Source organism: Spirochaeta thermophila DSM 6578 (assembly GCF_000184345.1).
Classification (GTDB): Bacteria; Spirochaetota; Spirochaetia; order Winmispirales; family Winmispiraceae; genus Winmispira; species Winmispira thermophila.
On the sequence record NC_017583.1, the window covers coordinates 1,186,564 to 1,207,473 of the forward strand.

Here is a 20,910-nt window from a genome sequence, read left to right on the forward strand (position 1 = left end):
CCAGGACATTTCAGAGAGGGTAGGACTATGTACGCAGTGGTAGAAATCGGTGGTAAGCAGTACAAGGCTGAAGAGGGGAAGTTCCTCAAGGTGGAACGGCTCCATGCAGATGAGGGGCAGCCGGTGGATATCGACACCGTCCTCATGGTGCGGGACGATGCCGGGATAAAAGTGGGTGCGCCGTATGTGACAGGTGCAAAGGTGAAGGCCGTGGTCTCCGGGCACGGGAAAGATCGGAAGGTGATCGTCTTCAAGTATAAGAGGAGGAAGAACTACCGGAGGAAACAGGGCCACAGGCAGCAGTACACCCTCCTGAAGGTGGAACAGATACAGGCCTAGCGGGATGATCCGGGTCCTCCTTGAGGTGCAGGAAGGAGTTCTGCGGACGCTCGAGGTCGAGGGGCATGCGACACGGAGGGGGAGCCTGAGTATCCCCTGTGCGGGGGTGAGTATACTTGCGAGGACGGCGGCCCGACTCCTGGAAGAGCGGTTGGGTGGGCTTCTGGAAGGCGAGGCGAGCGAGGAGGGAAGCCTCTGGATCCGGATCCCTTTTGTGGCGACAGATCGCGAGTGGTTGGAGGGCGTGACCGCCTTCCTGAAAAAGGGTTTCGAGGATTTGGCTCGGGAGTATCCCGAAGACATCGACTACAGGGAGGAATGACATATGGCACATAAGAAGGGTGGCGGAAGTTCGAAGAACGGAAGGGATTCTCAGTCGAAGCGCCTCGGGGTGAAACGATTCGGTGGGCAGATCGTGAAACCCGGGGAGATCATCGTGAGACAGCGTGGTACCAAGTTCCACCCCGGACTCAATGTGGGGCTGGGCAAGGATTACACCATCTATGCGAAGGTCGAGGGACGAGTCAATTTCAGGATCCGCAGGGGGAAGCAGCTCATCGATGTGCTTCCCGTCTCGGTATGATCCTCTTTCAGCTTCATGTCGGATGCGGCAGAGGGTGTGGAACGTTTCGTCGATGAGGTGGAGATAGAGGTATCCTCCGGGAAGGGGGGGGATGGTTGTGTCTCGTTCCGGAGGGAGAAGTATGTCCCCAGGGGCGGTCCCGACGGAGGCGATGGAGGCAAAGGGGGAGATGTCGTCTTCGTTATACGTCCCAATCTGAAAACCCTCGTGCATCTGAGGCGCAGGTCTGTCTACCGAGCCGGGAACGGTGAGCCTGGACGAGGGAAGCAGCAGCACGGCAAGAACGGAGAGGAGTTGGTTATCGAAGTGCCTCCCGGCACGGTGGTCAGGGATGCCGCCACCGGTGAGGTGCTCAAGGATCTTTCCTCTCTCTCCTCTGAGGAGAAGTGGGTCTTCCTCAGGGGGGGGAGGGGAGGACGGGGAAACGTCCATTTCAAGTCTCCCACCAATCAGGCTCCCCGTCATGCGGAACCGGGCCGCCCCGGTGAGACACGGAGGATCATCCTCGAACTCAGACTGATCGCCGATATCGGCTTGGTCGGTTTCCCGAACGCAGGTAAATCCACCCTCCTCAGTGTCGTGACCAATGCGCACCCCCGTATCGCCTCGTATCCCTTCACCACCAGGATCCCCCACCTCGGTGTGATGTATATCCACGAGACCGAGCTCATTCTGGCGGACATCCCCGGCATCATCGAGGGGGCCAGCAGGGGCGCGGGACTCGGTCTCCGATTCCTCAAGCATATCGCACGAACCGCCGGTCTCGCGTTTCTCATAGACCTCGCGGATGAGATGTGGGAAGGTGCATTCGACATCCTCATGAACGAACTCAGGACCTATGGGCAGGGCCTTGCCGAGAAACCCTCTATCATCGTGGGGACGAAGATCGATCTCCCCGGTACCGAGGAACGACTCAGGGCCCTCAGGTCCATGCATCCGGGGATCCCTGTACTCGGGATTTCGGCAGTCCAGCGGAAGGGGCTCCGGGAGCTCGGGGAAGCCTTTCTCGATCTCAAGCGTCGGGCGGCGGAGGAGGGCGGCCTATGAGGGTCCTCCTCTTCGGAGGCACATTCAACCCCATTCACGTAGGACACCTTTTTGTCGCAGAGGAAGCCTGTGTAGAGCTTGGGTATGAGAAGGTGATCTTCGTGCCTGCCTACCGTCCTGCCCACAAGGTCCTTGCAGACCACGACGATCCCATGCACAGGTACGAGATGGTCGAACGCGCGACTGCAGGCAACCCTCGATTCACGGTGGATGATTGCGAGATACGTCGGCAGGGGACTTCGTATACTCTCGACACGATCACATATCTCATGGAGACTCTGCCGTTGACGGGGAAACTTGGCCTCCTCATAGGAGACGACCTGGTCCCCGGCTTTTCCTCGTGGAAGCATGCCGATATCCTTCCGGAACTCGTCGATATAGTGATCGCACGGAGGACTTCTTCCTCACCCTATGAGGTGCCATGGCGTCACACCTATATCACCAACACCATCATTCACATCTCCTCTTCGGAAATTCGTGAAAGGGTTGCCCAAGGAAAGGCCTTTCGATATCTTGTCCCTGAACCGGTGTATGAGTATATCGTGGAACACGGACTCTATAGATCATAGGCACCTCATGAGAGAGGTCCACGGTGGCCTCAAGCGGCTTGTCGGCCCTGCTCGTTATCGACATTCCCTGCGGGTGGCGACCCTCTGCAGGGAGATCGCCCGGAGGGAGGGGGTCTCGATCGTTTCCGCCCACGTGGCAGGCCTTTCCCACGATCTCGCGAGGGACCTTCCCCGGGATGTGCTCGTCGCGTTCGTTCCGTGCCTCGAGGATGTAGGGAAACACGAGGTGGAACATCCTGTTCTCCTCCATGGAGCTGTGGCCGCCCACCTCCTTGCACATGTCTATGGCCTTCCGATCCCGGAGATCCTGGAGGCCGTTCGGCATCATACCCTCGGGGCTCCCGGTCTTGGTCCGCTCGGACAGATACTCTTCTGTGCCGATTACCTTGAACCCCAGCGTACGCACATATCCAGGGAAGAAGCCGGGAGGATCCTTTCTCTTCCCCTTCCCGACATGGTATGTGCGGTGGTCGAGCACATGGAGCGATCCGGGTTCCCGGTTCACCCGGTCACCATGGAGATGTATCGAGCGTTGAGGGAAGAGAGGGTCAATGCTCATGTATGACACACGTATGCGCTCCTCCCGACTGGTCGTAGGGCTCATACTGGGGGGAATCGTCCTCACGATCCTTGCTGTGGGGTTCCTCGTCTACTCCCATGTGAGGGTGGATGATTTCACGATGAAAGCCGGGCAGAAGGAGGTGATCTCTTTCCTCTGGGTGGTATACGATGAGGAAGGCGGTCTGATGACGGAAGTCCTCTTCTACGATCCTTCGCGTGGCAACCTCGCCTTTCTCGACGTGCCGTTCAACACCGGGATGCTCTTCGCCGAATTGGAACGGATAGACTCTCTCGATTATGCATACAGGCAGAGGGGGATCTCCTATCTCAAGAAGTACGTGGAATCTCTCCTGGGCGTGGAGATGGATTTCGTGTTTGAGATCTCACTTGAGAACCTGGGCAAGGTGGTGGATCTCCTGGAGGGTATCGAGGTCTTCATTCCGGAGGAGATCTCCATCAAGGAACCGCACAGGGTGCTTCTCCCTTCAGGGAATGTGCGACTCGATGGAGCAAAGGCACGGCAGTTGGTTCTCTATGCTGCCCGGGGGAAAGGGTCACCCCCATCGGATCCTGAAGCGACTTCTCTGCGTCAGCAGTTCTTTCAATCCTTCATCTCTTCCTGTGCCCAGCATCCACTCCTCCACCATGACAAGGTGGTGAGATTGTTCCTCTCCCTCTTTTCGAGCAGCATGAACGCTTCTTCCTTCCGACACTTCAGGGACGTCCTGGGGAATGCGCATCTCGCCGGGATCGTCACCCAGCGGGTGCTCGGGAAGATCTCGCGCGTGGAGGAACAGGATCTCCTCATTCCCCACTTCCAGGGGGATCTGCTTCGCCAGACCGTCCAACATCTTGTCGGGCTCTTGAAGGAGGATTCCGCTCTCTCTCCCATCGAGAGGAGGGTGACGCTGCAGATACTCAACGGTACCACGGTGCAGGGCTTGGCCCGTCGTACCGCAACCCTCTTTGAAGGGTTCGGGTATGAGGTGGTGAGTATCGGGAATGCAGAATCCGATCAGGAGGAATATACGAGGATCATCGACAGGAGGGGGGATCCCGAAAGGGCTCAGAACGTAGCCCGTATTATTCACTGCACGAGAGTTGAGTCGCTCATGGATTCTGATCCACCAGCGGATATCACTATCATCCTTGGGAGGGATTTCGATGGAAGGTACTGTAAAGAATGAACTGGATGTACGGGAGATCGCCGAATTCCTGGAAGACCACAAGGCACGTGACGTCGTGGCCCTCGATCTCAGGGGGATATCCCCGATTGCGGATTTCTTCGTGATCGCCACGTTCCAGAGCGAGGGACATCTCAGAGGCTTGCTGGGGCAGCTCACGACCTTTTGCGAGGAGAAGGCCCTCTTCCCGTTGTCGGGAACGGGAAGGTTGTCCTACAGCGAGTGGGTCCTGCTCGACTATGGCGTGCTGGTGATACATCTCATGAGCGAGCGACTGAGAGGATTCTACCAGCTCGAGAAGCTCTGGCACGAGGCTCCTGTGATCTACGGATCTTCCTCGAAATCGTCGTAGTCCAGGTCATCTTCTTCCGCATCTTCTTCCCAGTCCTCCTCCCAGTCGTCCTCCTCCAGATCTTCGTCTTCGAAGTCCTCGTACTCATCCTCGAACAGATCCCCTTCGTCTTCCTCCTCTTCGAGGAAATCCTCTTCGTCGTCCTCCTCGTTGAGGAAGGTCTCGTAGTCGTCGTGGTATTCGTGTCTCCGGTCCATGGCGGCCCCCCGGGATGGGAATAGTGTCTTTATCTCAAAGGATGTTTCAGGATGAGAGACAGGAGAAAGGTCCCGAACGTCCCCTGTATGGAGAGATGGAGATGTGCGGCCTCGTGGAAGAAGAGAGGCGAGACCCCTTTCCCCAATAGCAGGGAGGGGGGGGTGATACGCACATCGATGCCCAAGCGTGAGAACTTGCCTGCGGTCCTTCCGAAGATCTGGTTGGTGAACTCGAGGAGAAACGATCTGTGGAGCTCCGTGAGCTCCTCCCCCTCTATCGCATACCCGAGCGCCCGTGAGACGGTGGAGGTGAAGAGGAGGGCGTTTCTCTGTGAGAAGAGGAGAAATCCGTATCCTTTCATGCCTCCGACCAGACCGAGCGAACTCACTATCTCCACCGACGGGGTTGAGGAGAGGGACTGTAACATCGAGTGTTGAAAAAGGCGGGGAAAAAAGATAAGGGGTATCTCCCACCACACTAATCCTTTTTTCAAGGAGGAGATACCCCATGAAGCGTGGTAACACACGCACACTGATTGAGACACAGTATACCCTCTCTGATCTGATGAAACAAGTGGAAGACCAGCTACGGGAGGAGGTGCGCCACACCTACAAGACGTACCTGGAACACCTCCTTGAGACGCTGAGAGAGGAGGCAGTAGGACGACCACGATATGCACGAGGGGAGCCTGAGAAAGGGCAGTACTACCGGTACGGCTACAGAAAGTGGAAGAGCGTGCAGACCCCCTGGGGGCCGATCGAGGAGGTACGCGTGCCCCGCATTCGCACCGGCGGGGGGAAGGAGGTAAAGCTGGTGACCTACGAGCAGAGGCTCGTGGCCCTCGCCGAGCAGCTCCTTCTCGGGTATGTGGGAGGGATGAGCGCGCGGACGTGGGCCATCCTGTTACGGGAGCTGGGGATAGGCGAGGCTCACCCGCAGACACTCCTGCGGCTCATAAAGCGTCTTCGTGAGGAGAAGGAGCAGTGGCGGAGGAGGTCCCTTAGAGGAGTGAAGGCCCTTGTGCTGGATGGAGTGTGGGCAAAGAGGCGTGGGAGGGGTCAGAAGAAGCTGGTTGTCCTGAGTGCCGTGGGGGTGAAGGAGGACGGATCTCATGAGCTCCTCGACTGGGTCGTTGCGGAGCAGGAGGACCAGGCGAGCTACGAGCGACTCCTTACCAGGCTCTATGAGCGAGGGCTTCATGAGGTGGAGCTGGTGGTGGCCGATGAGGCTGAGGGGATCCGGCAGGCCGTGGAGACGGTGTATCCTGAGGCGAAGAAGCAGGTATGCCTCTGGCACCTGCAGGGTACGCTTGAGCAGAAGCTCCTGCAGGACATGGGGGAACGGAAGGGGAAGAACGCAGACCTCCAGAAGGAGAGGCGAGCTTTTCGAGCGGAGTACTGGAAGCTCTTTGAGGCAGGAGGGAAGGAGGACGCAGCACGTGCGTTGGAGGCATTCGTGAAGAAGTGGGCGGCGAAGGCTCCCCGGATGACGGCCTCCCTCCTGTGGCGGAAGGACCGGCTTTTCTCCTATCTGGAGTTACCCTATGAGTGGAAGGAGAAGGTGAGGACGAGCAACCTTGCGGAGAACATGTTTCGGCACATGAGAAGCTTTCTACGGAGGTATCCTGGGTATATGAGCCATGCCCATGCAGATGAGGTGGTAGGCCTCTACGTGGTGGGCATGCAGGTGATACAAGAGGTGGGGAGACGCACCCCTTATCAGCTCCAGCTCAATTTCAACACTCCCCCTTGACAATCCCTTGAGGAGACCGCGGCTATACTCGCGTGAAGGGGCCCTATCTCCTGGAACAACTCGCTGATCGCATCTTCAAGTGCGTAACGGATTTCTGTAAGATCCATGACAGGACATAGTGTGCAGGAGAGAGGGTGTGATAATCAAGTACCCCTTGAATGTCTTCCGAGCCTTTTGCGCTGTTTTCACGCAACGATAGGTAAAGACATTACAAGCGGGTGGGGATTTATTTTACCCCAAAAAAGCGGTCCAACGGTGCGATAGTAAGGGGAAAACGAGGTCGGAGTTGAAAAATTGACCCCAAAAAAGAGGGCCCCCGGGTTTTTCCATGATAGAATCATGGTAGCAGAAAACCGACGGAGGGGCCCATGGCAAGTATAGCACAGAAATCACTTTTTTGCTGGCACGATGTAGAAGCATTGGGGGATTTACATCGGCTTCGGCTGGTGTTGGAGAACCTGCCGGATGAGGAACTGATGCAGCAGCTGGAACAGAGGCGGGGGAGAGGCCGGAATGAATATCCGGTACGGGCGATGTGGAACTCGCTCGTTGCGGGGATAGTGTTTCAGCACCCGAGCATCGAGCAGCTACGCCGGGAGCTCTTGCGGAACGGGCAACTGAGGGACCTGTGTGGATGTGATCCTACCCGGGGAAGCGATGCGGTACCCAGTGCCAGCGCGTACAGCCGGTTTCTTTCCACCTTGAGGAAGCGGAGTATCCGGGAAGCACTGGTAAGGGTGTTTACCAGCCTGGTGGATCAGTGCTACCGGGAGCTGCCTGGATTTGGGCGGCGGCTGGGAGCCGATGGGAAGGGGATAGCAAGCGTTGCCCGTCGAAGGGGGAAGGGTGCCGGAGACCGGCGAGGGGAGCACGATGCGGACTGGGGGTGTCATGAGTATGTGTATCAGAATGAACGGGGGGAGGTACAGAAGTCGGTAAAGAAATGGTTCGGGTTTACGGTGCACCTCCTTGCGGATACAGAGTATGAACTGCCGGTGGCCTTTACGGTGAGTCGGGCCTCAAAGCACGAGGTGCCGGTGATGCGAAAGCTGATTCGGTCCCTGGATCGCCATAGGCCGCATATACTCAAGGCGGCGGAAGTGTTCACGGCCGACCGGGGCTATGATGATGGCACGTTGATAGATCTGTTGTGGCACGAGCACCGGATCAAACCGGTCATCGATATTCGCAACCTGTGGAAAGATGGAGAGGAGACGAAGCTGGTGGCAGGGACACCGAACGTGGTGTATGACTACCAGGGGACGGTGAGTTGTGTCTGTATGGCCACGGGGACGCAGCGGGAGATGGCCTACCGGGGATTTGAAGAGAAGCGGGGCACGTTGAAGTACGGCTGTCCTGCGGTGCACTATGGGTATGAGTGTGCAGGCAAAGCCTCCTGTCCCTTGGCCTCCTGTATTCGGATCCCCCTCTCCACGGACCGCAGAGTCTTCACGCCTCTCGCCCGATCTTCGTATCGGTGGAAGCGGGAGTATGCCAAGCGAACGGCCTTGGAGCGGATCCACAGCCGGCTGGATCGAAGCTTTAGCCTGGAACTCCACACGATCCGGGGGCAGGAGAAACTGTCGGTTCACCTCACGCTGGTGTTTTCTGTCATGAGTGCCCTTGCCCTGGGACGAGTGCGAGAGAACCAGCCGAACCAGATGCGCTCCCTGGTCAGGCCTGCGGCCTAACGAGCGGTCTTACCGAAACCGATCCCCCGTATCCACGTTCCCTTGAGGAATCCTGAGGGAAGGTGTGTCCAGTTCGGATACAGAACCGCCGTGGTGGAGTGAACGCGAGCAAACCATCGTGCATAGTGTACCGTTCTGAGTACTATTCCGGATGAGAATACGGTAACGTTGACACCCTAAGCAGACATTACAGAGCGTTGTTGCCCAGGATTCCCGTTGGGTTACTAAAAAAAGCAGTACAGCGCAAAAGGCTCTTGAATGTCTTCTCTTGTCTTTTTGTATACATTGCGATAGCATAGCCTCATGCGATCGAGGATGAAGTCCCTTCAGGAGATGTACCAAAGAGAGTTGGAGGATTTGATTTCCCTCGCCCTGGAGGAGGACCTGGGAGAGGAAGGTGACGTCACCAGCAAGGCCATCTTTCCTCCCGAGGCGGAGGGTGCCGCCCGCGTGGTGAGTAAAGGGGAGGGGATACTGGCTGGTGATTTCGTGTTCGAGAGGGTCTTTCGGAAGATCAACGAGCGCATCTCGGTTTCGTTCCTCCGGCAGGACGGGGATGTGCTTTCCCGTGGAGATGTGGTCGCTGAGCTCTCCGGCCCGATGGCGGACCTCCTCACGGGGGAGCGGATCGCCCTCAACTTCCTGGCGTTTCTCTCCGGGATCGCCACCTATACGTCGAAGTTCGTGAAGGAGGCGGGGAAGTCGGGACACACGGTGATCCTCGACACCCGGAAGACCCTCCCCGGATTCCGACGCCTCTCGAAGTACGCGGTGAGGATCGGGGGCGGGGAAAACCACAGGATGGGTCTCTATGACATGGTGCTCATCAAGGACAACCACATAGATGGGGCGGGATCCATCACCAAGGCGGTGGAGCGGGTCAGAGAGAGATGGGGGGATCGCTTCAAGATAGAGGTGGAGTGTCGTACCGTGGAGGAGGTGGAAGAGGCCCTCGGTGCCGGTGTACACATCATCATGCTCGACAACATGTCACCGAGTGAGATGGAGGAATCGATACGCCGGGGGAGGGGAAAGGTCCTCTTCGAGTGTTCGGGGGATATGGACCTTCCGAAAATCGCCGAAGTCTCGAAACTGGGAGTTGACTATATCTCGGTGGGGAGGATCACACATTCAGCCCCTGCGTTCGATTTCTCCATGAAAGTAGTCGCCGCAGGATAGGAGTACGGATGGGTGTCTGGAACAGGGAGTATGTGGATGTGGTGGTGCTGGGATCGGGGCTCGCAGGGCTCAGTGCCGCCGTGGCTGCCGCCGAGGAAGGTCTCGATGTCCTTGTGGTCACCAAGGAGGATAATCCTCTCGAATCGAACACATACCTGGCGCAGGGGGGGATCGTATACCGGGGGGAGAACGATTCTCCCGACCTTCTCATGAGGGATATCCTTGAAGCAGGGGCCTACTACAATCTCAAGGAGGCCGTCCGGTTGGTTGCTGAAGAAGGCCCCAAGATGGTGGAAGAGTATCTCATAAAACGGGCGGATGTTCCTTTCGACACCACAACGGACGGATTCGATTTCACCAAGGAAGGGGCCCATTCTCTGAGGCGTATTCTTCATGTGAAGGACGAGACGGGAAAGAGCATCCAGGAGCACTTCCTCGCCTATGTGGGTTCGAATCCGCACGTGAAATTCCTCTCCGGCTACACGGCAATCGATCTCGTGACGAACAGCCACAACTCTCTGGACCCCGAGGAACGGTATCGCAGATCCCGGGTGGTAGGAGTGTATCTTCTGAATCCGGAAGGTGGGGTCGATCTCGTCTTCACCGGGGCGGTGGTACTTGCCACCGGCGGGGTCGGTAATCTGTTTCTTCACACCTCGAATCCTCCGGGAGCCACGGGTGATGGAGTGGCGATGGCCTCCCGTGCGGGAGTCCCGGTGATCAATGCCCATTTCATCCAGTTTCATCCCACTGTGCTGTATCATAGGGACTTCAAGCGAATGCTCATCACAGAGGCCTTTCGAGGGGAAGGTGCCCGCCTGATGAACCATTCGGGCGAGTACTTCATGGAGCGCATACATCCGCTCAAGGATCTGGCTCCCAGGGATGAAGTGGCCCGGGCCATCTACCGGGAGATGGAGAGGGAGGGGACGGAGTATGTGTTCCTCGATGCGAGAGACCTCTCCGTGGATGTGAGGACGCGATTCCCTTACATCTATCAATCCTGTCTGCAGCTCGGACTGGACATCTCGAAGGACCCCATCCCGGTGGTCCCTGCAGCCCACTATTTCTGTGGAGGAGTGAAGGTGAATCTCGATGGGCGGACGGAACTTCCGGGACTCTATGCCGTGGGGGAGTGCGCCTGCACCGGGGTTCACGGAGCCAACAGGCTGGCCTCTGTTTCGCTCCTGGAGGCGCTCACCTTCGGCATCCGTGCCGGTAAGGACATCGCCCGTCGACATTCCCGCCCCTCTCGACGCCTTCAGAGGAGCATACCTGATTGGGTGTTCCCCCCTCAAGAGGAGGACGTGGATCCGGTGCTGGTGAAGAGCGATCTCAAGTACCTCAGGTCTCTGATGTGGCACTATGTGGGGATCATCCGGACATCCAAGCGTCTCAACAGGGCGCTCGCCGATATCAACTACCTCCAGCATCGAGTCGAAAGCTTTTACAAGAAGGCGAAGGTGAGAAGGGATATCGTCGAACTGCGGAATGCGGTTCTCGTGGCTCGAATCATCGCCCAGTCGGCGGTGTCTCAGCAGGTATCGGTAGGGTGCCACTATGTGGAGCACTAGGACGAGAGGTGGAAAGCTCTGGGATGCCCTGGTACTCTCCCCTGCCAAAGTGAACTTCCACCTCGAAATACTTGACACGAGGGAGGATGGTTATCATAATATACGATCGATATTCCAGACGATATCCATATTCGACAGGATATGGATTCGTTCTTTGACAGACGCGGAAGAAGATGTAGTGGATGGTGTTCCGGCCACTCCTGAAGAGAGTACTGTTCACAGGGCAGTCCGGATCTTCAGAGAGGCGACGGGGTGGAGAGGATATGTTCATGTCAAGGTGGAAAAACGCATCCCTTCCGGGGCAGGTCTCGGCGGGGCTTCGAGCAATGCTGCTGCCGTGCTGAGGGTGCTCGATACCCTCACGGGAGTCGGTTTGGGAGAAGAGCGACTCGCTGAACTCGGACTGGAGGTGGGCAGCGATGTTCCCTTCTTTTGTCGTGCTCCGGCCGCCCTCGTGGAGGGAAGGGGGGAGGTGATCCGTCCGGTGAAACCCAGAGACGACTTCTGGCTCCTGTGTGTGGCACCTGGATTTCCCATATCCACCGTGCAGGCGTACGCACTTTACGATGAACGGAAAGAGGTCGTGATGCACGAGGGGTTGTCCCCGAGGCGGATCGTGAAGTCCTATGAGATGTACGCTCCAGAAAAATGGGGGTTTCGCAATGCGTTTTTCGACGTACTCGTTCCCCGATATCCTCTCCTCCAAGATATCGTGCAGGGCTTGGGTGAGTTAGGGGCCCTCTACGCGAACGTCTCAGGTAGTGGGAGTGTGGTGTACGGGGTTTTCCCCTCCTTTGCCGATCTCGTGAGGGCGGATGCTGCGATGGTTCGACAGGGTTATGAAACCTATCGAGCTCACCCCCTGAAACGGTTGCCTCGTGTATGGTGCGCCTGATGTGATCGGGCGATGATCCAGCATAAGGAGTGGCTCTATGGAAGTTACTGACATCCGGATAAAGAGAGTGGAGGGGGGAGGGAAACTCAAGGCGTACGTCACGGTCACCTTTGATGATTGCTTCGTGGTGCACAACATAAAGGTCATCGAGGGGAGGACTGCGACGTTTATCGCCATGCCGAGCAGGAGGACGCGGAACGGGGAGTATAAGGATGTAGCTCATCCGATCAAGGCCGATTTCCGGGAGAAGCTTCAGGCCGATATCCTCTCCATGTACGAGCGGATGGGGGAGCGTGAGGAGATCTCGATGGCAGATGAAGCTCCCCAGGCGGGAGTATAGGACTATATTCCATACGTGTCTCATCTCTGGGACGTCGGCAAGTGGTAAGCCACCGGGTTTTGGTCCCGGCATTCGCAGGTTCGAATCCTGCCGTCCCAGCTTTCTGCAGTAGTGTACATGTGAGTACTCAATCAATTATGTAATTTCGAAGAAGGGAGTGAGTCGTGAAAAAGACCAAATTGACTGCGATCGTGCGAACGGCACAGAAGAAGACCGAGGCAAAAGCCCTTCGGCGGGAGGGTAAGATCCCTGCCGTGATCTATGGGGGAAAGGATCAGGTGCCTGTAGCGCTCGATGCGAGGGAGTTCCATAGGACTTTTCACGGAACCGTTGCCGAGAATGTCATCGTGGACCTTTCCTTGGAAGGCAAAGAGACGCGGCAGGTCCTCATAAAGGATTATCAGTACGATCCGATCCGAGGGCAGTATATTCATCTCGATTTCATGGAGATCAATCCCGAGAAGAAACTCAAGACACATGTTCCCATCCACCTCGAGGGCACCCCCGAAGGGGTGAAGAAGGGAGGACTCCTGGAATTCTTTGTGCAGGAACTGGAAGTCACCTGTCTTCCGAAGGATCTTCCCGAGGCGATTGTACTGGATATCTCGTCTCTCGAAGTCGGCGATTCCCTCCATGTACAGGATATCCAGGCCCCGGATGGCGTGGAGATCCTCAATCCTCCGGATCAGACGGTGGTGGCTGTCGGTCACGCGGTGAGCGAAGTCGTCGTCGAGACACCTGAAGCGGTCGAGGAAGAGGGCGGTGCCGCTGTCTCCGAGGAATCCGAGGACTGAGTTGAGGAGCGAGCACCCTGGCTCCGCCGTACTATATCGTCGGTCTTGGTAATCCCGGTAGGCGTTATGCGCTCACACGGCACAATGTAGGGTGGTGGACCGTGGAGCGCATAGCGTCCACCCATCTGCATGCCCCTTTCAAGGAGAAAGCTCTGTGGGCTGAGGCCCGAGGGACGATCAAGGGGCGGGAGGTGGTCCTCATAAAACCCCTCACCTACATGAACAGATCCGGTGCGATCTTCTCACATCTGCTCGTTGATCGAACGTGGCTTCCGTGGCATCTCGTCGTGGTGTGCGATCAAGTCGATCTCACGCCGGGAAACGGCAGGTTAAGGATCGGAGGGGGACACGCAGGACACAACGGTCTCAAATCGATCATTCAGCACCTCGGTTCTCCTGACTTCGTCCGGTACTATGTGGGGGTGGGACGTCCTCCAGAAGGGGAGGACCTCGCGGACTATGTGCTCTCTGTGCCTCCGCGGGAAGAAAGGGAGAGGATCGAGGAAACGGTACTCCGTTTTGTGGAGCATCTTCCCCGTCTCATCGAGGAAGAGGTGGAGAGTGTCATGGAGGTCCTCAACCGGCGGTACTACTGATGCTCGAAAAAGTGTACACCTTTTTCAAGGGATTCGATCACGTGGAAGGAGCGGTGGTCCTCGTCGCTTGTTCGGGAGGGCCTGATAGTACCGCGCTCCTCCACTCCCTCTTCCTCCTTCGCCAACGATTGAACCTGACTCTCAAGGTGGTGTATCTCGATCACGGGATACGCCCTCGGTCGGAGCGGGATCAGGAGTATCGGTTCGTGATGTCTCTGGCGGAGACCCGTGACCTCCCCTCGCATATCAAGCGGCTCCCCGAAGGATGGATCCTCCATCGTGCGAAGGCTTCGAAGAAGAGTGTGGAAGAGGTGGCCAGGGAGGAGCGCTATGCCTTCTTCGAGGAACTCCTCTCGAAAGGCGAAGGAGACTACGTGGCCCTCGGTCACACGCGGGATGATCAGGTGGAGACCGTCGTCTTTCGCTTCCTTCGGGGATCGGATCCTCTCGCCTTGAGGGGGATGTCACCCGTACGCGACCGCTATCTCCGTCCTCTTCTCTCCTGTTCGAGGAGTGAGGTTCTTTCCTTCCTGCAGGAGCAGGGGCTCTCTTATCTCGAGGATTCCTCAAACGAGAAGGATTCCTACGATCGCAATTTCTTGAGGATCCATGTCCTCCCGCTCCTCGAGAAGCGATTCCCCGGATGGACGAAGGCCGTCGTGGCGTTGAGCGAGAAGGCCGAGTTGTATCATCGTTATCTGGAGAGAAGAGTTCCTGTCGGGGAAATCCCCATCGAGGAGATCCCTTCCGGACTCAGGGTTCCCTTCCACCTCGTGTCGATGGCCGATCCCCTCGAGCGTTACCTCCTCTTCTACAGGTTGTACCAGGTGTTCATGAGTCGAGAGGGGTCATCCGAGGGTGAGGAATTGCCTTTCTGGCACATACGTCCGTATGTATGGCATCCGGAATCCCTGTGGGACGGGATAGTGGTGGGGAGAGGGGTCATGATGCGGCGGGAGGGTGAGTATCTCGTGGTGCGGTCCCATGTTGTCCTTCATGGAGAAAATGGGTATTTTGTAGTGATAGAAAAAGAAGGTGAGTTTCGACTTACCGACGAGTTGAGGATGGAGGTCCGATGTGGTCGACACATTCCCTTCGAGAAGGGAAGGCCTGGAGCGAATGAGATGGTTCTGCCTGTGGGAACGTATGTGTGCCGATCCAGAAAGGCGGGAGATGCGGTGGCGAGGGGGTCTCTCAGAAGGAGTGTGCATAAGGTTTTCCAGATGTGGAACCTTCCTCCTCACTTGAGATGTAGTATTCCCGTATTGGAAGCTCCAGGAAAGGGTATCGTAGCGATACTCGGGGGATGGGCGGGATATGAGGATATCTTTGCCGATCCGAACCCTGTCCCTTTCAAAGGAGACGAGGATGTACTGTATATCCGATTACACCATGTGGGAAGGAGCATTGAGCGGTGAATCAAGAACGCGATCCTAAACAGCCACAGTTCCAGTTCAATCCCAATAGCAATCGTTTTGCTCTCATCTTTCTTTTTGCCCTCATTACCCTCTTTATCATCAGCTTTTTCTTTTCGAGCCAGAACACGGGCCTTGAGATCCCGTATTCCACCTTCCTCTCCTACTTGGAAGAGGGGCGGGTCGATTCGGTCACCATTCTCGACCAGTTCGAGATACGTGGTACACTCCAGAGCAGGGATGGTGAGAGGACCTTGTTCACCACCAAGATTCCCTACTATGACGATATGCTCATGCGCGAGCTCCGGGAGAAAGGGGTCCGAGTCTCTGGGGACGTGAAGGGGGTCTCTCCACTCCGTATCGTTCTCGAACTCATCCCATGGATCATCGGGTTTCTGTTCATATGGTTCATGTTCCGACAGATGCAGGTGGGAGGAAACAAGGCCTTTTCCTTCGGGAAGAGCAGGGCGCGCCAGTATCAGGACGGCAAGAAGGTGATGTTCGCCGACGTCGCCGGCCAGGAGGAGGCGAAGAACGAGCTCCAGGAAGTGGTGGAGTTCCTCAAGAATCCTCACAAGTTTACCCGTATGGGCGCCCGTATCCCCAAGGGAGTGCTGCTCGTGGGGATGCCCGGGACGGGGAAGACCCTGCTTGCCCGTGCGGTGGCCGGAGAAGCCGGAGTGCCGTTCTTCCATATGTCCGGTTCGGATTTCGTGGAGATGTTCGTGGGAGTGGGTGCCGCACGCGTGAGGGACCTCTTCGATCAAGGACGGAAGCATGCCCCTTGCATCATATTCATCGATGAGTTGGATGCCGTGGGAAGGGTGCGGGGGGCAGGATATGGGGGGGGACATGATGAACGCGAACAGACCCTCAACCAGCTTCTCGTCGAGATGGATGGATTCGAGAGCAAGGAAGGGGTGATCGTGCTCGCGGCGACCAACCGCCCCGATGTCCTCGATCCGGCCCTTCTCAGGCCGGGACGCTTCGACCGTCAGGTTGTGGTGGACATGCCCGATGTGAAGGAGCGGGAGGCGATATTGCGCATTCATGCCCGTAAGGTTCCGCTCGGAGAGGATGTGGACTTCGAGCGGATCGCTCGCGGGACGGCGGGGACATCCGGGGCCGATCTCGAGAACCTGGTCAATGAGGCAGCCCTCCTCGCCGCTCGTAAGAACAAAGGTGTGGTGGAAATGGAAGACTTCGAGGAAGCGCGGGACAAGATCCTCATGGGAGTCGCCAGGAAGTCTCGAGTATTGAGCAGGGAAGAAAAGGAGAAGACGGCCTATCACGAGTCCGGTCACGCGCTCCTCCATTTCCTTCTCGAGCACGTGGATCCCCTCCACAAAGTGACCATCGTCCCGAGGGGGAGGGCGCTGGGAATGGCGGTCTCCCTTCCGGAAAAGGACGAGTACTCCAAGAGTAAGAGTTGGCTGATGGATCGCATAAAAGTCGCCTTCGGGGGTTATGCGGCCGAGAAGATCGTGTATAATGAGACGACCACGGGGGCGAAAGAGGATATCAGACAGGCCACCGAGATCGCCAGAAGGATGGTGTGCGAGTGGGGGATGAGTGAAACCCTTGGGCCCGTAGCCCTTGGACAGGAGGAGGAGCCCATCTTCATCGGCAAGGAGATCGCTCGGCATAAGGACTATTCGGAGGAGACCGCCCGCAAGATAGACGAGGAGATAAGGAACATCCTCACCTCTGCCTTGAACGAGGTGATGAATCTCCTGGGGGAACACAAGGAAAAACTCGACGTGCTCGCGAGAACTCTCATCGAGAGAGAGACCCTCACTGAAGAGGATATATGCGAGCTCCTGAATATGAGGCCCCGGCGGGTTCCGGGAGAAGCTTGAGCGAAGGAGGCCGTGGACGGGGGTGAAATCCAGATCGTTGCTCCTCTTCCTGCTCTGGGGAGGGTTGTGTGGTTCCCTTTTCTCGGAGGAAGAGCCCCTCTTTTCGAAGGTGGCGAAGATATATGCCCGGACCGCGGTCGATCTCTACGATGAGGGACATCTGGAGAGTGCACTTCAGATCGCGTTGAGGGGCCTGGACTTCTCCCAGGATCTCCCCGATCTCTGGTTCGTCAAGGCAGCCGTTCTTTTCGACCGGGCGGGGAGGGGATGGGAGGTGCGGGATGCACTGGTGAAAGCCCTGAGTGCCCCTCTCGCGCCTGTATACGTGGAACCCCAACGGATAGAGACCCTCTATTTCAATGTGCTCTGGATGCAGAAGGAGTACCACCTGCTCGCTCGTCTTCTCCGGGATGAAGTCGCCTCCCGGGAGAGGGTTCCTTCCGAATGGTACAGGCTCCTGCTCATGGCCATGAAACGGACGGATGACCCCGACCTGGAAGCATGGTTCACGCGAGCGCTGCACCTGTACCCTTCGGAGGAATGGTTCATCATAGGTTCCGCACTCCTGGGTGTGGGATCCCCTTCGCGGATGGTCTTCTCTGAAGGTGGGGATATCGCTCACCTGGAGAGTCTCGTACGGTTGTTCTTTGAAGAGGAGCGTGTCGAGCTTCTTCGTCCTTTGGTCACACGGTGGCGGAGGAACGGGGAGGCATCCTCCCTCCTCTCGGCCTTCGAGCTGGCACGACAACGTCCTCGGGATCCTCTCCTGTGGCAAGGTTTCCTCCATGAAGGGGGCTATAGGCAGAGGGAACTCCTCCTGTCCTGCACCCGTGGGGCCTCCCTCACGGAAGAGGAACGTGTCTCCCTGCGTGCATTCATAGAGGGAAGTCCCTGGTATTTCTGGGATACCAACATGGACGGCATGCCGGAATATTCGATTCAGATGGAGAGGGGCAGTCCTGTGCGGCTCTCGTACGACGAGAATCAGGACGGTGCACCGGAACTGGAAGTGGTCTATCTCAATGGGAATCCTTCCTTCCTCGCTGTATATCCTGTGAGGGAACGGTTCTTTTCCGTGGAGTTCGCTCCGTACCCGTACATCTCACGATGCTCCTGGAACACCGACACTGGGAAGTATATCCTCTCGCTCTCCAGCCTCTCTCAGGAATTGCCCATCAGGGGAATCCCTCACGGCGGTGCCGACTGGTATCTCGCCGATTGGGGTGGGAGCCGTCCTTCCTTTTCTTTCTCCCTCGATGAGCTCTGGCGCCATGCCGTCTCGTTTGAGGAAATCAGGATCTCCGATGAGTTGCCCTGGCGGAAGTTTACCTTGGAGGGCCGGAAGATACTCAAACAGGAGCTTCGCCTCTACGGGGAAGAGGGATGGGATGTTCGTATATGGTATCGTGGGGGCGTTCCGTTCAAGGGCGAGCGCGATCCCGATGGGGATGGGATCTTCGAGATCGAGGACCTTTTCGATGCCGAAGGGAATCTCGTGGAAAGCACGGTGTCGGAAGAAAATCTCGGTTATCGCTACGAAGAGGCGGAATATCGCTGGTTCATGGAGAATGGGGGACCCACCCCCACTCTGCGGACGCCCTCACTGTTGGGTGACTCGTTCGATTTCATCAGCATGTGTGAGGAGCTGTATGATCATGGGAAATGAACATCTCAAGGGGATCCTCCTGTGGATTTCTCTCTCGGTTTTCGTGTTTTCGTCCTGCGTCACCGAATCCGGAAGGGCGCAGGAGACCATTCCCCCTGTGGAAGAGGTGACGATCTCCATGCTCGAATCCCTCCTCGATGACGGAAAACCGGAGCGTGTGCTTACGCTTCTCTCCCTCATGGAGGCAGGAGGAGGCGCCGCCCTTTCGGACGATGATCGTGTTCATTTGAGGGAGCGGGCCCTCCAGATGATGAAGGCGGGATTTTCGGAGGCCATCGAGGAAAAAGAGTTCGGGAAAGCCCGCGAGCTCTTCGTGAGTCTCACGACGCTTGGGGTCGAACTGCCCGAGTGGAGCAGAGGACGCCTTTTCTTCGAGGAGGCGGAAGTCCTGCGGGAGGAGCATTGCTGGGTTCCCGCCTTGATGATGCTCTATCGAGCGGTGGAGGAGGGATACTCCCCTCCTCGTGAGGCCCTTGAACCATATATCTCACAGGCGAAAAAGTGGAAGTACTCCTATTGGCTTTCAAAGGTTTCGCCCGATGGGGGTGAGAGCCTTTCCCCATCCTCCGATCTTCTGACCCGATATGTAGGAGGGGTGGTGACCATCTGGGTGGACAGAGGAATCTCCATCCGCCAAGGGGTTGGAGTGCCCGACCGGGCCATAGGAAGCGGTTTTTTCATCGATGACCGGGGCCACCTGCTCACCAACTATCATGTGATCCACTCGGAGGTCGATCCCTCCTACGAGGGCTATTCGAGGGTCTTCGTCCGTCTCCCTTCACGACCGGAGGAGAAGATACCCGCAAAGGTCCTCGCGTATGATACTGTCTTCGATCTCGCCCTTCTCAAGACGGAGGTCGACGTCCCTGTGGTGCTTCCTCTTTCCTTGAGAGAAGGGTTCTCCCCGGGAGAGAAGCTCTTTGCAGTGGGTTCTCCCGGAGGTCTTCAGAGCACCCTCACCTCGGGGATCATCTCGGCCCTCCACCGGCCCTTCCTCGAACTGGGGGACGTCCTTCAGGTGGATGTACCAGTGAATCCCGGAAACAGCGGAGGTCCGCTCCTGGACGAGAGAGGGGAGGTGGTAGGGGTGATATTCGCCGGGGTGGAGGATTTCGAAGGTATCAACTTCGCCATTCCGGGGTACTGGTTTCCTCTCATCATCCCTCGCCTGTATGGGGGAGGGAGGGTGATGTACCCGTGGCTGGGACTCTCACTGTACGAAGGGGAGAGTGGGATCGAGGTCGTGGAGGTGATCCCCGGTGGACCCCTCGATGGATTTCCCCTGAGCCCAGGCGACGTCATCACATCGATAGATGGACGGAGGGTGCACACACTCAGGGAGGCCCAGCGGGTGCTTCTCGACCTCGGTCCGGGAACGCTTGTCTCTCTCGACTACCTGCATGAGGATAAACCGGGACGTATCATCACGGCACTTGGGGAACGGCCGGAGAGAGTGGCGGAATGGATCCTCAACCGGGCCCCGCGTCCCGTGGTGTTTTCGGTCCTTTTTGGAATGAGAGTGGAAAAGGTGGGTGGAGGCCTGCCGTGGGAGGAGAATTACAGAGTTGTTCGGGTATACCCGGGGAGCATCGCAGATGAGGCGAGTATCTCCGTGAACGATCCCTTTACGCTCAAGAAATGGGTGGTGAATCGAGAGGACGAATATCTGGCCGTTCAACTCTATATAAAGAAGCGCACATCAGGATTCCTCGATGCCTATCTTCAGCTCGCAGCCTCCTTCTCTCTCTCCAATATATTGTAGTCCCCACAGGAGCTTCCGGAGGCTGGATTTTTCCTGGAGGAAGGAGTAGGATGAGAAGAGGAGCACATAACGCTTCCCAGGGGGAGGGATGATCGAGGCTCCACGAAGGAAACGGCTCAGGACCCTCGTTGGAACGTTTCATGCCCTTACCGAGTTTGCCCCTTCGACGACGAGCATGGATGCGGTGCTCGTCAGGATCCAGAAGATCGTCCGAGAGCTCTGCCTGTGTTTCCTTGAGTGTGGGTGTGCAGAAATCGCCGATGTCCTTCTGTTCGTCGATGCATGTCTCCTCCATGCCCTCAGATCCGGTCGCATGTCGGATGTACTGCTCTACAGTCTCGTCCATCTCTCCGACTATCTCGCTCATGCCCTCGAGGCGGCGACACTCGGCGAATGTTTCTTGGAAGGAGAAACAATCAAGAAGGAGTTCTCTTTTTCTATCAATGGAAACGCAATCAAGAGCGCCAGCCAGGAAAGGGTGTCGCACTCTCATCTGGAAATTCCTGCTCGAGGAGAAATATCCACTTGCACGATGAGAGATTTTGAGGTATAAC

General features: G+C 57.1%; 23 protein-coding genes and 1 tRNA gene. 22 read left to right on the forward strand and 2 right to left on the reverse strand.

Annotated elements, in window-relative coordinates; genetic code table 11:
- The first annotated feature begins 27 nt into the window (after positions 1 to 27).
- The 8 genes from rplU to rsfS are packed head-to-tail and all read left to right on the forward strand — an operon-like array spanning position 28 to position 4,635.
- The gene (gene rplU / locus SPITH_RS05345) at positions 28 to 339 is read left to right on the forward strand and encodes a 50S ribosomal protein L21 (RefSeq protein ID WP_014624679.1); all 312 of its coding nucleotides are present in this window, start codon (positions 28 to 30) and stop codon (positions 337 to 339) included.
- A 4-nt stretch (positions 340 to 343) separates the two neighbouring features.
- Positions 344 to 661 (forward strand): ribosomal-processing cysteine protease Prp, encoded by a 318-nt coding sequence (locus tag SPITH_RS05350; RefSeq protein WP_014624680.1) that lies wholly within the window; start codon positions 344 to 346, stop codon positions 659 to 661.
- Between the two features lie 3 nt (positions 662 to 664).
- A complete protein-coding gene (gene rpmA, locus SPITH_RS05355; RefSeq protein ID WP_013313815.1) occupies positions 665 to 922 on the forward strand; it encodes a 50S ribosomal protein L27 in 258 nt (85 codons plus the stop codon).
- Positions 923 to 937: 15 nt separating this feature from the next.
- Positions 938 to 1,969 (forward strand): GTPase ObgE, encoded by a 1,032-nt coding sequence (gene obgE, locus SPITH_RS05360; protein ID WP_014624681.1) that lies wholly within the window; start codon positions 938 to 940, stop codon positions 1,967 to 1,969.
- Positions 1,966 to 2,538: a nicotinate (nicotinamide) nucleotide adenylyltransferase gene (gene nadD / locus SPITH_RS05365; protein ID WP_014624682.1), complete on the forward strand. Its 573-nt coding sequence runs from the start codon at positions 1,966 to 1,968 to the stop codon at positions 2,536 to 2,538. The genes obgE and nadD overlap by 4 nt, the downstream gene beginning before the upstream one ends.
- Positions 2,539 to 2,545: 7 nt before the next feature.
- Positions 2,546 to 3,103, forward strand: coding sequence for a bis(5'-nucleosyl)-tetraphosphatase (symmetrical) YqeK (gene yqeK, locus SPITH_RS05370; protein WP_014624683.1), 558 nt, complete (start codon positions 2,546 to 2,548; stop codon positions 3,101 to 3,103).
- On the forward strand, positions 3,096 to 4,286 hold the full coding sequence (locus SPITH_RS05375; protein ID WP_014624684.1) for an LCP family protein: 1,191 nt from the start codon (positions 3,096 to 3,098) through the stop codon (positions 4,284 to 4,286). Before yqeK ends, SPITH_RS05375 begins: the two co-directional genes overlap by 8 nt.
- Positions 4,264 to 4,635, forward strand: coding sequence for a ribosome silencing factor (gene rsfS / locus SPITH_RS05380; RefSeq protein WP_013313819.1), 372 nt, complete (start codon positions 4,264 to 4,266; stop codon positions 4,633 to 4,635). Before SPITH_RS05375 ends, rsfS begins: the two co-directional genes overlap by 23 nt.
- Here rsfS and SPITH_RS05385 read toward each other — a convergent pair.
- Positions 4,608 to 4,832, reverse strand: a complete 225-nt coding sequence (locus SPITH_RS05385; protein ID WP_013313820.1) for a hypothetical protein — start codon at positions 4,830 to 4,832, stop codon at positions 4,608 to 4,610. The genes rsfS and SPITH_RS05385 overlap by 28 nt on opposite strands.
- A 29-nt stretch (positions 4,833 to 4,861) precedes the next feature.
- Positions 4,862 to 5,230 (reverse strand): chemotaxis protein CheX, encoded by a 369-nt coding sequence (locus tag SPITH_RS05390; RefSeq protein WP_245523465.1) that lies wholly within the window; start codon positions 5,228 to 5,230, stop codon positions 4,862 to 4,864.
- Positions 5,231 to 5,340: 110 nt separating this feature from the next.
- Here SPITH_RS05390 and SPITH_RS05395 point away from each other — a divergent pair, with 110 nt between their 5' ends.
- From SPITH_RS05395 to SPITH_RS05460, 14 genes are all read left to right on the forward strand, one after another.
- Positions 5,341 to 6,585, forward strand: a complete 1,245-nt coding sequence (locus tag SPITH_RS05395) for an IS256 family transposase (protein WP_014624686.1) — start codon at positions 5,341 to 5,343, stop codon at positions 6,583 to 6,585.
- A gap of 368 nt (positions 6,586 to 6,953) precedes the next feature.
- Positions 6,954 to 8,276 carry a transposase gene (locus SPITH_RS05400; protein ID WP_014624687.1) on the forward strand — a complete coding sequence of 441 codons (1,323 nt, stop codon included), beginning with the start codon at positions 6,954 to 6,956 and terminating at the stop codon, positions 8,274 to 8,276.
- Between the two features lie 303 nt (positions 8,277 to 8,579).
- Complete coding sequence (gene nadC / locus SPITH_RS05405) at positions 8,580 to 9,455, forward strand: carboxylating nicotinate-nucleotide diphosphorylase (protein WP_081467732.1); 876 nt, start codon at positions 8,580 to 8,582, stop codon at positions 9,453 to 9,455.
- A gap of 8 nt (positions 9,456 to 9,463) precedes the next feature.
- Positions 9,464 to 11,029 carry an L-aspartate oxidase gene (nadB, locus tag SPITH_RS05410; protein WP_014624689.1) on the forward strand — a complete coding sequence of 522 codons (1,566 nt, stop codon included), beginning with the start codon at positions 9,464 to 9,466 and terminating at the stop codon, positions 11,027 to 11,029.
- Positions 11,016 to 11,924, forward strand: coding sequence for a 4-(cytidine 5'-diphospho)-2-C-methyl-D-erythritol kinase (ispE, locus tag SPITH_RS05415; RefSeq protein ID WP_014624690.1), 909 nt, complete (start codon positions 11,016 to 11,018; stop codon positions 11,922 to 11,924). Before nadB ends, ispE begins: the two co-directional genes overlap by 14 nt.
- A gap of 37 nt (positions 11,925 to 11,961) precedes the next feature.
- On the forward strand, positions 11,962 to 12,264 hold the full coding sequence (gene spoVG, locus SPITH_RS05420) for a septation regulator SpoVG (protein WP_014624691.1): 303 nt from the start codon (positions 11,962 to 11,964) through the stop codon (positions 12,262 to 12,264).
- A gap of 27 nt (positions 12,265 to 12,291) precedes the next feature.
- Positions 12,292 to 12,363, forward strand: a tRNA-Gln gene (locus SPITH_RS05425).
- A gap of 65 nt (positions 12,364 to 12,428) precedes the next feature.
- On the forward strand, positions 12,429 to 13,058 hold the full coding sequence (locus SPITH_RS05430) for a 50S ribosomal protein L25 (RefSeq protein ID WP_014624692.1): 630 nt from the start codon (positions 12,429 to 12,431) through the stop codon (positions 13,056 to 13,058).
- 35 nt (positions 13,059 to 13,093) lie between these two features.
- Positions 13,094 to 13,654 (forward strand): aminoacyl-tRNA hydrolase, encoded by a 561-nt coding sequence (pth, locus tag SPITH_RS05435; protein WP_155816512.1) that lies wholly within the window; start codon positions 13,094 to 13,096, stop codon positions 13,652 to 13,654.
- Positions 13,654 to 15,072, forward strand: a complete 1,419-nt coding sequence (tilS, locus tag SPITH_RS05440; RefSeq protein ID WP_014624694.1) for a tRNA lysidine(34) synthetase TilS — start codon at positions 13,654 to 13,656, stop codon at positions 15,070 to 15,072. Before pth ends, tilS begins: the two co-directional genes overlap by 1 nt.
- Positions 15,069 to 16,928: an ATP-dependent zinc metalloprotease FtsH gene (gene ftsH / locus SPITH_RS05445; RefSeq protein ID WP_014624695.1), complete on the forward strand. Its 1,860-nt coding sequence runs from the start codon at positions 15,069 to 15,071 to the stop codon at positions 16,926 to 16,928. Before tilS ends, ftsH begins: the two co-directional genes overlap by 4 nt.
- Positions 16,929 to 16,950: 22 nt before the next feature.
- Positions 16,951 to 18,594, forward strand: a complete 1,644-nt coding sequence (locus SPITH_RS05450; RefSeq protein ID WP_014624696.1) for a tetratricopeptide repeat protein — start codon at positions 16,951 to 16,953, stop codon at positions 18,592 to 18,594.
- Positions 18,584 to 20,356 (forward strand): trypsin-like peptidase domain-containing protein, encoded by a 1,773-nt coding sequence (locus SPITH_RS05455; protein ID WP_014624697.1) that lies wholly within the window; start codon positions 18,584 to 18,586, stop codon positions 20,354 to 20,356. Before SPITH_RS05450 ends, SPITH_RS05455 begins: the two co-directional genes overlap by 11 nt.
- 88 nt (positions 20,357 to 20,444) lie before the next feature.
- Positions 20,445 to 20,909, forward strand: a complete 465-nt coding sequence (locus SPITH_RS05460) for a hypothetical protein (protein ID WP_014624698.1) — start codon at positions 20,445 to 20,447, stop codon at positions 20,907 to 20,909.
- Position 20,910: the final 1 nt, after the last annotated feature.